The sequence below is a fragment of the Cystobacter fuscus genome, assembly GCF_002305875.1.
Taxonomy (GTDB): Bacteria; Myxococcota; Myxococcia; order Myxococcales; family Myxococcaceae; genus Cystobacter; species Cystobacter fuscus_A.
Genome location: NZ_CP022098.1, coordinates 1,000,252 through 1,012,701 on the forward strand (window position 1 = coordinate 1,000,252; position 12,450 = coordinate 1,012,701).

Genomic DNA, 12,450 nt, shown 5'->3' on the forward strand with positions numbered 1-12,450 from the left:
TCAGCTCCCCATGTTCGCGTGTTTCCGTGTCTCCGCGAGAGGCCAGGCGCCGAGGGCCTCCGCCAGAGCATCCCCGATGGGCGTTCCGAGGCCGGTGCAAGCATTCCAGGGAGTCTTGCTGGAGGCCGAGTAGCCACCGGTGCTCCCTTGAGTGATCGGCCGGATGACCTTCATCTTCTGCGTCACGCAGAGCGAATAGAGCAGGGGGTTGAGCCAGCCCACTCGCACCTTCGGACCGTGATTGAGGGCCAGCCCCTGGTTGATGAGCAGCACGAGGGCCGCCCACATGGGCGCCGCCGCGCTCGTTCCCCCGCCGACGGCGGGTTGGCCATCGAAGAAGATCTGGTAGCCCGTCAGCATGTCCGCGTTCGCCGCGACGTCGGGAGTGCCGCGGCCCGCGTAGCTGCTGGTCTCGGCGAGGGTGAACTTGTTCCATCGCCGGGTGATGGCGGGCAGTACCTGCGCGCTCCGCTGGTAGTTGGGGAGCGGGAACATCTTGCTGATGCCTCCACCGCTCGCCATGGAGAAGTGGATGGTGTCACCCTGCTGCTCCTCGTCGGCGCTCCAGAGCGTGTGCTCATGGAGCCTGTTCCAGACCACTTCCTCCCGGATGTGGCCGTGGCTCGCATGCAAGGTCGTTCCACCACAGCCCAGCACATAGGGGCTCGTGGCGGCGAAGTTGGCCGCGGGCGTCATGCAGGGGTTGCCTTGCTGGATGACAGGCGTCACCGAGCCATAGTCTCCGGAGGAGGAGCAGACGGTGATGCCCTGGAGGGCCGCCAGCCGGAACAGCTCGTCGAAGATTTCAGCCTCCTCGGGGGTGGGCCCCCGGCCATCCACCTCGGGGAAGGACCAGCTCACCGACAGCACGGACGGCCTGTGTTTGTCATCGAAGATGGCGTACTGGAGGATGTCGAAGTACTCCCGGATCCCCGTACCCCGCGCCTGGTAGACGACAATCTCCGCCTGGGGGCAGATCGCCGCCGCGATCTGGATGTCCTGGGTCACTTCCGCGTTGGGCAGCCAGGAGTCGTCGGGCGTGCCCTCGCCGAGTTTGATGATCCTCGGCATCTCGAGCCCAAGCGCCATGAAGTATGCCTTCATGTCCTGGTCGGAGTAGCTGCCCGCCAGCGCGATGATGCCCAGGCACTGTCCTTTGCCCGTCAAGGGAGGATACTGGTAGAGCCTGGCGACCTCGGGCGGCGTATAGGAAATGGGCTGGAGCGGATCGGGGGCCCACTCCATGGAAGCGAGGGCGGCGTCCATTTCCAGAGGCGCGGCGGTCTTCTTGGTGTGCGGCTGGGTCTTGTAGTGGAAGGAGGGACGCGTGATGATCCGATCATCCAGGCCGAGGATCCACCGCACGCATTCACCGACGTCCGCGGGAATATGAAAGGTGAAGAATCCCCGCGCATCCTCCGTGACCTGGAACGCGTCCCGAAGGGCTTCCACGCTGCCGGACACCTTGACGAAAGCGCCTCGACGGCTGCACTCCAGGACCTTGAGCCCGGCGACGACCGCGAAGCCCATGACCCGGAGGATGTCCTCGTGCGTGGCTCCATACTTCGCCACGATGTCCTCCTGGGAGAGGTACTTGCGTGCCGCCGGGAGCGTGTGCTCCATCTCGGCGAGGGTGGGCACCTGGGTCCGGCGGCGGAGGATGAACGTCACCGTGATGGGCGGGGAGTCTTCCGCGTCAGGCGAAGGACGGACGGCGAGGCGCTCCCGGCTCAGATCCGCTGCCTGTTGCGTGGAGCGTGGACCGGTATGGCGGAGCTTCGAGGACAGAGCGAGCTTGTGTTGAGGGCCGATGACAGCCCGGGTCTGCGATGCATGAGGTGCCATGCTCGCGAGCATATGCGAACTTCGCGCCGTGTCGCCGGACGGCGCCGGAGCTGAACAAGTCGACCCTTCCTTCCGAGGATGCCCGGCGGGGAAGTAGGCCGGGGGCGGGGTTGCGCTATGGTCGCGGGGCGCGTCCTTCGCCTCTGTCCGCCCATGAACGTCGTCTTCATTTCGCTCCGCTTGCCGCCCCGGTTCTTCCACTTCGGTGGCCACGAGGTGAGGCGTTGCTTCAGTGCGCAAGGCGTTGGCCTGGCGCTGCTCGCACTGGCCTGGCTCCTGCTTCTGCCCGCACAGGTGGCCGCGTCCTCCAGGGCGGAGATGCCGGGGACAGTGCCCGCTTGTGGAGGACAGGTCCTCCCGCCAGGCTGGCCCGACTTCTCCTCTGAGGACAGACGGGCGCTGCTGGCGCCCTTCCTCGCCTGCTCCTCCCCGGCCGACTTCCTCGCCTTGCAGCAGCGGGTGGACATGCCCCGGCTGGTGATGCGGCTGGACGACTGGGGCGCCGTGCGACTCGGCTCCTTGGGGCCAGTGCGCGAGGAGGCCGCTGGAGTGCTCAACCGCAAGCGCACCTCCTTCCTGCTCCAGTCTCCCGAGCACTATGGCGCGGCCAACGCCGAGGTCCTCGCCCACTTCGTCCTCGACTCGTCCCATGACGACGACCTGGGAGACATCCTCACCCTGCTGGCTCGGGACAAGCGGCTTCAGGAAGTGCTGGAGCTGTTGCCCTCACTGGGCCCGGCGCTGGAGGAGAGGGAAATCAAGCCTTCGGCCCACGCGGAGCGGGACTTCCAATGGAGCGACGTGGGGCGGGGCATGGCTCGCGCGGGCAGGGATGCGCTGTCCACCATTCCCCTGGTGGAAGGAGCCCAGTCGCGGCTCATGGAACTCTCCACGATTCGGGAACAGTTGCCGCCGCCCTATCAAGAGGCGCTCGACGTGGTGGAGCGCGAGCAACTCGAGCGGCGGTTCTCGAAGGGCCACCTGGCGGTGGGCTTGCTGGACCACATGACCTTCGGTGTGCCGCTGGGCTTCTACAGCCTGGTGGCTGGAACGGGTCATGGCGCGTATGCGCTGGGGCAGGGCCGATACGAGCAGGCGGTGCGTGAGTTGACGCCGGCTGTCCTGCTGGTGACTGTGTACGCGGGGGGAAAGGGGGCGCGCTTCCTGTCCGAGGCTCGGGGGAGCACGGGGGGAGCGCCGCGGGTGCCGGGTGGGCTGGAGGTGATGGAGTCACGCGTCAAGGGCTTCCAGGAAGTGGCGCGGCAGTGGAAGGCCAGACTGGGTGTGGAGGGCCTGCGAGAGTTGGCTCGGGACATCCAAGCCAGCCGGGAGGCGGGCCGCTTCGTGGCCGTGGGGGGAGCGGACGCGGCCCTGGCCCTTCGCGAGGCCCGGGGCGATGTGGCCAGGGCCCAGGCGATGATGTCCAAGGCCAGACCCGAGAGCACGGTTTCCTCGACGGTAGGACGCCCTGGCCTGAAGACAGTCAGTGCCGCGGAGCACTCCGGAAGTCTGTCCTCGCTGGTGGACCACGAGGCTGGCCTCACGCAGCAGGTGGTGGAGGCGAAGCTCGCGGCGGCTGAGATTGAATCCACGAGCCCTCGTCTGCCCAATGACGTGGCGGTACTGGAGAAGCAGCGCCCCGCCCTCGATGCCTCGCCGCCTGGGGCCCAGGACAATCCGCGCTGGCGCGAGTACGTCGCCTACTACGAGCGACGGATGGGGGAACTCAAGGAGGGCAAAACGGTCAAGGGGCCGCTGCGCTGGGCCGCCTACGAAACGATGTGGAATGGATTCACCCGGGGACTGGTTTTCGAGCGTTTCATGGTGAAGTTGCTGCGAGCCGACGCGAAGTTGCCTCGGGCACAGCGCCGATTCCTCGGGGACTTCGACAAACCTCGCATCGAGAGTTACGTGGGCGTGAGAAAGACAGACACCGGTCTGCGCTACGCGGACGTACTGATTGTCGAAGAAGGTGAACTCGCCGGGCCGCCACGTCGTGTCGAGACGTTGAGCCTCAAGAGCCGAAACCTTTCGGGGCTGGAGCCGGACGCCCTGGCGGCGCAGATGATTGAGGATGCGAAGGAAGCTTTGCGGAAATACGGCCAGACCCTGGACATTCGCCGAGACTCTCTCCAGCCTCTTCTCCGCGAGGGCAGTGAGGTGCCGGTCCAACGGGTTCGCCTCATCTACGAGGGGGGCGATCTCATGCCCAATGAGGCAGACGTGTTGAATGCAGCCGTGGAATCGACCCGGGCAATCGTTCCGGGCGTGGAGGTGTCCTTTCAATGAAGGTGCTGAAGTTTCATGGCGTGAAGCCAGAGGACAGCCTCAAACTCATGTTTGAAGCTGCCTTCGTCCGGCAGACGGAGTTGCAACGCGAGTTGGAGCCCTTTCTCCAAACGTTGGAAGAGTATGCCGGCGAGTGGATGCCAGACGTCGTCAATGGCAAGCGGCGACGCAAATATACCACTGCTGCCGTTTGGAAGGCCTTGGAGGAGCGGGGCTACGAAAGGTACACATTTTGTGGCTTCTCTCGCACGAAGTGGCCCGCGTTGGATATGTTTCTCGGTCTCAATTTGCCGCCTCTCCCTCCCATGATAGACATCATGGTTAGAGTGAAGCCACTCGCCTTCTTCTCGGAGGCGGAGCGTTGTCACCAACTCGTGGAGATGGTGCGCGCCTGGGCTTCCCGCTACGTGGTCACTCATGCCGCGGCCCACAGCGCCGATGACAAGGAATTGACGGGCTCTCCCAATTTCGGCCGTGACGACGAGACCCGACGCAGGGACGGATTCGACAAGGTGTACGAGGTGTTCTGGCTCAACGTCTTCGGTCCGAAGCTGGTGGAGACAGTCGGCCGCGAGCGCGTGTTGTCCACGCCCGCCCACCGGGTGGAGGAACTCCCCAACGGCGCCATCCTCCTGGTGACATGGCCCACGGTGACCGACTTCGCCAGCCCCGAGGCACGGCGCGCCCAGGCCCGTGCCCATGTCCACCTCCGGCCGGACCTGGATTTCGACACCGTGCTGCGCACCCTCCAGGAGCGCAGCGCCATGCTCGCACCCGTGGAGCCGCGCTTCGACCCCGACATGGCGCCGCTGCTCTCCCGCGTGGTGGACCGCGCGGCCAGCCACGAGCGCCAGCGGAGAATCGCCGAGTTCAACGTCTGGCGCCCGCCCGAGCCCGAGGAGTGGCGCCCCGCCGACTCCGCCCTGCCCTCGGACGTGGAGGACCCGGAAGCAGCTCGCGAGCACTACGACACCCTCGCCGAGCACCTCGTGGCCCTGCTGCACACCGAGGTCCCCTCTGTCTTCGAGGCGACGCCGGAGTCGCTCACGGAGGTCGACTTCTACTTCTGGCGCGAGGAGTTCCCGAAGAGCCGTCTGCCAGAAGCCATTGAGCAATACGCGATACCCGCCATTGGTGCGTACCTGGGCGAGGTGCTGGTACGCCACCTGGGAGGGAGCTGGATACCGCGCAAGAAGCTCGAGGAAGCCCAGGTGCGCGTGGGCAACCGCGTGTGGTTTCCCTTCGTCCGGGCACGCCACTACATGGGCTCGAGGCAGGCGCTGCTGGACTACTCCCTCACCTGGCTCTACCGCGTCGCCGAACGGCACCGGAGCTGAAGTAGTCAACCTTTCACCCCCAAGCTGCCCCGCGGGGAAGTAGGCCGGGGGCGGGGTTGCGCTATGGTCGCGGAGCGCGTCCTCCGACCCTGTCCGACCATGAACGTCGTCTTCATTTCGCCCCACTTCCCGCCCCACTTCTTCCACTTCGTCACCGCTCTGCGTGAGCGCGGCGTCAACGTGTTGGGGCTCGGCGACACCCCCCAGGAGACCCTCCGCCCCGAGCTGCGCAAGGCCCTCTCCGAGTACTTCTTCGTCCCCAACCTCCACGACCACAACGCCGTCCTGCGCGCCATCGCCTACTTCACCTGGCGCCATGGCCGCATCGATCGCATCGACTCGCTCAACGAGACGTGGCTCGGCATCGAGGCCCAGCTGCGTGAGGACTTCAATGTCCCCGGCCTGCGTCCCGCCGACATCGACCGGCTGCGCAGCAAGCTCGGCATGCATGACGTCTTCAAGCAGGCCGGCGTGCCCCACCCGAGCTGCATCCGCGTGCGCGACGCGGCCGGGGTGAAGGCCTTCGCCCGTGACGTCGGTTATCCACTCGTCCTCAAGCCCGACGTCGGCGTCGGCGCCGCCCGCACCTTCAAGGTCAACTCCGACGCGGACGTCGACCACGCCTTCTCCGGTTCCTCCCTCACCGGCTACGTCGCCCAGGCCTTCGTGCGCGGCGCCATCGTCACCTATGACGGACTCGTGGACCGCGACGGAGAAATCATCTTCCGCCTCAGCCACGAGTACAGCGATGGCGTCATGGAGGTGGTGCTCGAGCAGCGCGACATCTCCTTCTGGAGCCTCCGGGACATCCCTCCCGCGCTCGAGGCGCTCGGCCGCCGCGCCGTGAACGCGCTCGGTCTGCGCGAGCGCTGGTTCCACCTGGAGTTCTTCCGCCTGTCCGATGGCGGCTTCGTCGTCCTGGAGGCCAACCTGCGTCCCCCCGGCGCCTTCATGACGGACATGATGAACTACGCGTGTGAAATCGACGTGTACCGGCTCTGGGCCCGGCTGCTCACCGGCGACGACGTGCGGGGCTTTTCCTATTCACCCCGCTACCATGTCTGTCACAGCTCACGGCGCGCCATGCGTCAGTACCGCCACTCGCACGCGGAGCTGGTGTCCCGACTCGGTGGCTCGCTCCTGATGCATCAGCAGATGCCCGCCGTCTTCCACGCCGCCATGGGCAACGAGATGTACCTCACCCGCCACGAGGACATGGACGCCGTGCGCGCGGCGGTGCGTCTGGTACAGGCAACCGTCTGAGCGGGTACCCGGGCGGCGTTCAGCTCAGCAGCCACTGCATCGCTTCGGGCAGGCGCCGCTGCCAGTCCTTCTCGTGGTGGATGCCGCCCTCGTCCAACACCAGCCTCAGCTCGTGGTCCGCGTACCCGAGCCGCTTGAGGTGGAGGTAGAAGTCGCGCGTGGCCTCGCCGTAGGGCAGGGGCGTGCCCGCGGGATTGATCCACTCGTGGGTGCCGGCGTCCAGGTAGATGCGCGTCCAGCGGTGGGTGTGGGCCGTCCAGTGCTGGAAGAGCCGGTAGTCGTTCCACATCACCGAGGGCGACAGCGCCCCGATGCGGCCGAACACGTCCGGGTAGCGCATGCCCAGATAGAGCGAGATGAGCCCGCCCAGGGACGAGCCCATGACGGCCGTCCACTCCGGCTGGTGGCGCGTGCGGTAGGTGCCATCGATGTAGGGCTTGAGCGACTCGACGAGGAAGCGCGCGTAGGCATCACCCCGGCCCCAGGGCGAGTACTCGTCCAGGCGCCCCATGCCCGAGTCGATGCCCACGATGAGCCAGGGCTCCAGGCGGTGCTCGTGCACCAGTTGCTCCAGGGCCGTGTTGGCGCACCAGGTGTCGAAGCGCGCCGATTCCGGATGCGCGAAGACGTTCTGCCCGTCCTGCATGTAGAGCACGGGGTAGCGGTGGGGAGAGCCCTGGTCGTATCCATCCGGCGTGTAGATGCGCACCGTCCGGGAGAAGCCCTCCGACGGAGAATAGAAGTCGCGAATGATGTGGACGTGACCCATGGGGCGAGGGCACCAGTGGAAAGGGGGACATTCACGATAGATGGGTCGCACCCAGCGTCAAACACTTCCGGTCAAGTCCCCGTGCGGCAATGAACGGCGCGCGACGTAAGGCCCGGAGAGACGCCCGGCTGCTCGGCATCCGGTCACTCGGGGGGTGGGAATTGCCAGGGGCGCGAAGGGCCGCCACCTTAGCGCCATGCTCATGCACGGACACACCAAGGGCGGGAAGTTGAGGTTCGGGCTCAAGCTCCTGGCTCCTCTCTGCATCTCCGTTGGTCTGCTCGTCACCCTCCGGGTCGTGGGGCCCCAGTACCTGGATCAACAGCATCTGTCCGGGGTGTTACGGCCCCTGGGACATTGGGCTCCCCTGGTGTTCGTGCTCCTGCTGGGCGCGCGCCCGGTGACACTGTTGCCTGGACAACTCTTCGCGGCGGTGGGCGGCATCCTCTTCGGCACGCTCATGGGGACCGTCTACGCGCTCGTGGGCAGCCTGCTGGCCACCGCCCTCATCCATCTGTTGTCGAGACGCTTTGGCCGGGGGCCCATGAAGCGGCTGGCGGGGCACCGGCACGATGGCATCCAACGCGCGGCCCGCAGACATGGCTTCCAGGTGGGCTTCCTCGCCTGCGTCAATTCAATCATTCCCGCGGACGTGATGCTGGCCGCCGCGTCCGCCACCGGGGCCCGGTTCTGGCCGCTGGCGTTGGGCGCCGTCGTGGGCAGCGTGCCGGGCACCCTGCTCACCACGTCCTTCGGCAGCTCGTTGAGCCAGGGCAAGACGTGGACGACGGTGGCCTCGGTGGGCGGCCTGCTGGTGAGTCTGACGTTGGGCATCATCCTGGGGCGGCGGCTGGCCCGGGAGCTGACCGCGAAGGGGGAGGCCGAGCCTGCCGCTTCCGCCCGGGAGGCGGCGAGAGCCCCTTCGCGCCGCCCGGTGCTGAGCAGCGAGCTGTCCCGCGGCGTGGGCGCCTGAGCCGGTAGTCGCTCCGCCTCCCGCGTCCGCGGGCTGGACGGGATGACGTCGCGCGGGACACCTCGGAGGTGGGGTGGCCGAGGTGTCCTCGCTGGTCTCCTTCGTGCAGAGCACCGCCCGCGTGCGACGTGTCCGCTTCCTGCTCCTGGTGACGACGTGGTGTTCCCTCCTTCCCCAACGCTCCTCCGCCGAGACGTACGCGGACGCGCGTCCCATCGAGGACGAAGCGGCGCTGCGCGCGCTGAATGAGGAGGGTGCCCTCGCGGACGAGGACTTCGAGGCGCTGCGCGAGCTGCTGCGCACGGGAGTCGATCTCCGCACGGCCTCGCGCGAGGTGTTGTTCGCGCTGCCTGGACTGACGTGGGCGCAGGTGGATGCGCTGCTCGCGTACCGGGAGGGCGGGGGCACCATGGAGGGCGCGGCGCTCGTGGAGGCGGGGCTGCTGACGTTCGCGCGGCTGCGCCAGCTCCGGGCCTTTCTCGTGGAGCCGGAGCGGGGGGCGCGGGAGATCTCCGGGCGGGTGCGGTTGATGGGAGCCTATGGCGCGGCGGATGCGTTGGTGCCGCCGCTGTTGTTGCTCGCCCGGGTGGACGGACCCTGGGGCCTGCGCGCGGGAGGTGGCGTCTCGCTCACGCGTCGACACCTGGAGGGCGTGCGCTACGACTCGAAGCGCCGGGCCCTGGTGGCGGAGTTGCCCTCGGTGGGGATGCGGCTGCCGAAGCTGTACGCGCGGTGGGAGGGCACGCACGCCTCGGTGCTGGTGGGAACGTACCGGCTGGGTTTCGGCCAGCGCCTCACGCTGGACACCACGGGCCGCCCGGCACCCGATGGCTTCGTGCCCGATGAGGACTTCGTTCCTCCCGGTGCGCCCGAGCGGCGGTGTGTGTTGACGGGGCCGGGAGCCTGCGAGGCCGAGGAGTTCCAGGGGCGCGTCACGCCGGACTTCGGCTGGACGGAGGGCTTCCGGGGCGCGGTGGGTCGTGTCCAGGGGCGGGTGGAGGACGTGACGCTGTCGTTCACGGGCTTCGGCTCCTACCAATCGCGAGGCCTCTCCCAATACGAGCTGTTCGAGCCGAGGACGTGTCCGTCCACGAAGGACGCGCGCACCTGCAAGGCGCCGGACGTGGTGCTGCCCGGGACGAAGACGTCCGGCACCGTGCGCTTCGTCTCGCGCACGCTGCCGGATGTCTTTCATGAGTTGATGGGAGGGGGACATGCCAGCGTGGGGTTCTCGCCGCGAGCACGCGTGGGCGTGACGGGGTGGGGAGCCTGGCCTCGATGGGTGGTGACGGGGCTGTCGCCCGACTTCCGCGAGCAGGCCCGTCATCCCGGGGGAGGCGCCTACGGCGCGCTGGGCGTGGATGCGGCGTGGGGCACGGGGCCGGTGAACCTCTTCCTCGAGGGCGCTCGGAGCTTCTCGGGCCCCGTGGGAGCGGGGGGAGTCGGGGTGCTCCAGCGCACGGTGCTCGGTGAGCGCTCCCGGGAGCTGGAGGTGTCCCTGCGGTACTACGGGCGGGACTTCGACAATCCCTACAGCCGAGCCCTCTCCAGTCCCGATGAGTGGCGGGGACTGCGCGCGAGCAACGAGATGGGGGCCCGGCTGCGCTACCTCTTCTCGACGGCGGATGAGGCGTGGCGGCTGGTGGGTCAGTGGGATGTGTGGGCGCGACCGCCTGGCGCGAGCACTCCCGAGCCGGTGCATCACGGGGGCTCGGTCCGGGTGGACTTCCAGGGCGTGCCGGAGCTGAGGCCCTCGGTGTGGGTGGAGCACCAGAACAAGGAGCTGGGCCGCGATGGCCCCGGGCTGTGCTTCGAGGGCGACGAGGGGACATCACCAGACGGTGAGCCGATTCCCTGCGCGGGGGAGCGCTCCCGGATCGCGGGCCGGGTGCGGTTCTCGCCCGTCGACGAGTGGGCCCTGGCGGCGCAGTACCAGCACACCTGGATGGGCAGTCCCCAACGCCCCGATGGCGTGCGCCAGGATGGGCAGGCGTTGGTGGACGTGAGCGTGCGTCCATGGTCCTCGCTGCGACTGCACGGACGCGTGAGCTGGCGGGACGAGGATCTCTCCGAGGCGACGCGGTTGTCGCAGACCCTGCGCACGTCGCTGGAGGTGGTCTGGTCGCTCCTGTCCGGATGGAGCACGCGTGCCCGATACGAGGTCGTCCTGGACCTGAAGGCTCCCGTGGGCGCGGTCACGCCTCCCGAGCCTTCGTGGCACGTCGTCCGGTTGGACATGGAGGGCCGCTTCTGATGATGCCCCTGGAGCCAAACTGGAAGTGTTCCCCGCGCATGCCCTGGGTGCTCGCGGCCCTGATGTTCGTGGGAAGTGCTTGTGAGGATCCCTCGCGGAGCGAGGAGCCCACGTGCGAGGGCTGGCGTCCGGGAGACCTCGTCATCACCGAGCTGCTGCCGGACCCCGAGGGAACGGACACCGGGCAGGAGTGGATGGAGCTGTACAACCCCGGGCGCGCCGCCGTGGATCTGCGCGGGTTGATGCTCTACTCGGCGCGCGTGGATGGCTCCCAGGAGCGGGCGTATCTCTTCGAGGAGTCCGTGCCGGTGGCCGCGAAGGACTACGTGGTGCTTGGGGACGTGCGGGCCGGGGAGCTGCCGGTGCACGTGGATCATTCGTATGGCGATGCCTTGCGCGTGCTGGGCAACGCGGGGGGCGTCGTGGGGCTGAGGTGCGCGGAGGTCGTGGTGGATGAGGTGCGTTATTCCAAGACGAGCCGGGCTGGAGTGTCGCGCGGCTATGACGGCCGGCGCGTGCCGGATGCCTTCGACAACGACGCGCCGGACGGGTGGTGTGACACGCCGGCGTCTCCGGATGGCGGTGTCCGGGCGAGCCCCGGTGCTCCCAACGCCGCCTGCCCGGAGCCGTCTGGCGCGGACGCGGGCGTGTCCCCGGGGACGTGTCTGTCTCCGCGCACGGGCCTGGCGAGGAGTGTGTCGCGACCGCTTCCCGGAGACCTCGTCTTCACCGAGGTGATGGCCGACCCGAAGGCCGTCGCGGATGCGCAGGGTGAATGGGTGGAGGTGTACGCGCGGAGGGACGTGGACCTCAACGGAGTGACGCTTGCGAACGAGAGTGGTGGCCGGACCGTGCTCGATGCGCCGCCGAGGTGTCTGGAGATGCGGGCCGGGACCTACGCCGTGCTCGCGCATGGGGATGAGCCCTCGCTCAATGGCGGCCTGCCTCCGGTGCTGGGCATCTTCGGTTTCGGATTGAGCAACACCGCGGGAGCCCACGCGCTCCGGTTGTCGCTGGAGGGAGTGATGCTGGCGGAGGCGACGTGGACGGGGGCCGCGGTGCCGGGCGTGTCCCGGCAATGGGAGGGCACGCGCGAGTGCCTGGCGCCAGATGGGGGGCGTTATGGCCCGGCGGGGGAGCGAGGCACGCCCGGACAGGAGAACCTTCCGTGCGCGCCGTGAGGGGCTGGTGGAGTCGGCTGGGCGTGCTGGTGTGGGGGCTCTGGGGGTGGAGCGGGTGCGGCTCGGAGTCCGCCTGTGGGCCGGGCGGGGGCGTGGTGTCGCGCGTGGTGGATGGGGATACGGTGGTGCTCCAGAGCGGCGAGCGCGTGCGCTACCTGCTCGTGGACACCCCGGAGAGCACCGGGGGCAAGCACGACTGCTTCGGTGCCGAGTCCCGGGACTTCAACCGCTCGCTCGTCGAGGGGCGCGTGGTCCGGCTGACGTACGGGGAGGCCTGCACGGATCGGTATGGGCGACTGCTCGCCTACGTGAGCGTGGACGGGCGCGAGGTGAACAGCGTGCTCGCCCAGGAGGGCTATGCATGCGTCCTCTACGTGCCTCCGGCGGGAGGCTCGCGGCGCTCGGAGTTCCAGGCGCTCGAGTCGGCGGCCCGGCGCGCCCGGCGGGGGATGTGGGGCCAGTGCGCCCAGGTCGCGTGCGAGTGAGGGGGCCGAGCCGGGATCGGGTCAGAACCTCATACCGAGCGAGGTGCGCAACTG

9 protein-coding genes are annotated in these 12,450 nt (G+C 68.3%); 7 read left to right on the top strand and 2 right to left on the bottom strand.

Going from position 1 to position 12,450, the window contains the following annotated elements:
• Positions 1 to 1,857: a S53 family peptidase gene (locus CYFUS_RS04210; RefSeq protein WP_332468337.1), complete on the bottom strand. Its 1,857-nt coding sequence runs from the start codon at positions 1,855 to 1,857 to the stop codon at positions 1 to 3.
• A gap of 141 nt (positions 1,858 to 1,998) precedes the next feature.
• Between CYFUS_RS04210 and CYFUS_RS04215 the strand changes: the two genes are divergently transcribed.
• From CYFUS_RS04215 to CYFUS_RS04225, 3 genes are all read left to right on the top strand, one after another.
• On the top strand, positions 1,999 to 4,134 hold the full coding sequence (locus CYFUS_RS04215) for a hypothetical protein (RefSeq protein WP_095991789.1): 2,136 nt from the start codon (positions 1,999 to 2,001) through the stop codon (positions 4,132 to 4,134).
• Positions 4,131 to 5,471: a hypothetical protein gene (locus tag CYFUS_RS04220; RefSeq protein ID WP_095984060.1), complete on the top strand. Its 1,341-nt coding sequence runs from the start codon at positions 4,131 to 4,133 to the stop codon at positions 5,469 to 5,471. Before CYFUS_RS04215 ends, CYFUS_RS04220 begins: the two co-directional genes overlap by 4 nt.
• 99 nt (positions 5,472 to 5,570) lie before the next feature.
• On the top strand, positions 5,571 to 6,734 hold the full coding sequence (locus CYFUS_RS04225) for an ATP-grasp domain-containing protein (RefSeq protein WP_095991790.1): 1,164 nt from the start codon (positions 5,571 to 5,573) through the stop codon (positions 6,732 to 6,734).
• Positions 6,735 to 6,753: 19 nt separating this feature from the next.
• Here the strand turns inward: CYFUS_RS04225 and CYFUS_RS04230 are convergent, their stop codons facing one another.
• Positions 6,754 to 7,503 (bottom strand): alpha/beta hydrolase, encoded by a 750-nt coding sequence (locus tag CYFUS_RS04230; RefSeq protein ID WP_095984061.1) that lies wholly within the window; start codon positions 7,501 to 7,503, stop codon positions 6,754 to 6,756.
• A gap of 202 nt (positions 7,504 to 7,705) precedes the next feature.
• Between CYFUS_RS04230 and CYFUS_RS04235 the strand changes: the two genes are divergently transcribed.
• From CYFUS_RS04235 to CYFUS_RS04250, 4 genes are all read left to right on the top strand, one after another.
• Complete coding sequence (locus CYFUS_RS04235; protein ID WP_232537357.1) at positions 7,706 to 8,476, top strand: TVP38/TMEM64 family protein; 771 nt, start codon at positions 7,706 to 7,708, stop codon at positions 8,474 to 8,476.
• Between the two features lie 73 nt (positions 8,477 to 8,549).
• Positions 8,550 to 10,730: a hypothetical protein gene (locus CYFUS_RS04240; protein WP_095984063.1), complete on the top strand. Its 2,181-nt coding sequence runs from the start codon at positions 8,550 to 8,552 to the stop codon at positions 10,728 to 10,730.
• A gap of 38 nt (positions 10,731 to 10,768) precedes the next feature.
• Complete coding sequence (locus tag CYFUS_RS04245) at positions 10,769 to 11,911, top strand: lamin tail domain-containing protein (protein ID WP_232537358.1); 1,143 nt, start codon at positions 10,769 to 10,771, stop codon at positions 11,909 to 11,911.
• Positions 11,899 to 12,396 carry a thermonuclease family protein gene (locus CYFUS_RS04250; RefSeq protein WP_232537359.1) on the top strand — a complete coding sequence of 166 codons (498 nt, stop codon included), beginning with the start codon at positions 11,899 to 11,901 and terminating at the stop codon, positions 12,394 to 12,396. The genes CYFUS_RS04245 and CYFUS_RS04250 overlap by 13 nt, the downstream gene beginning before the upstream one ends.
• Positions 12,397 to 12,450: the final 54 nt, after the last annotated feature.

Excerpts from the sequence above, each read along its gene's own strand:
- CYFUS_RS04210 (WP_332468337.1), bottom strand. The coding sequence starts at position 1,857 with ATGCTCGCGAGCATGGCACCTCATGCATCGCAGACCCGGGCTGTCATC.
- CYFUS_RS04215 (WP_095991789.1), top strand. The coding sequence starts at position 1,999 with ATGAACGTCGTCTTCATTTCGCTCCGCTTGCCGCCCCGGTTCTTCCAC.
- CYFUS_RS04220 (WP_095984060.1), top strand. The coding sequence starts at position 4,131 with ATGAAGGTGCTGAAGTTTCATGGCGTGAAGCCAGAGGACAGCCTCAAA.
- CYFUS_RS04225 (WP_095991790.1), top strand. The coding sequence starts at position 5,571 with ATGAACGTCGTCTTCATTTCGCCCCACTTCCCGCCCCACTTCTTCCAC.
- CYFUS_RS04230 (WP_095984061.1), bottom strand. The coding sequence starts at position 7,503 with ATGGGTCACGTCCACATCATTCGCGACTTCTATTCTCCGTCGGAGGGC.
- CYFUS_RS04235 (WP_232537357.1), top strand. The coding sequence starts at position 7,706 with ATGCACGGACACACCAAGGGCGGGAAGTTGAGGTTCGGGCTCAAGCTC.
- CYFUS_RS04245 (WP_232537358.1), top strand. The coding sequence starts at position 10,769 with ATGCCCTGGGTGCTCGCGGCCCTGATGTTCGTGGGAAGTGCTTGTGAG.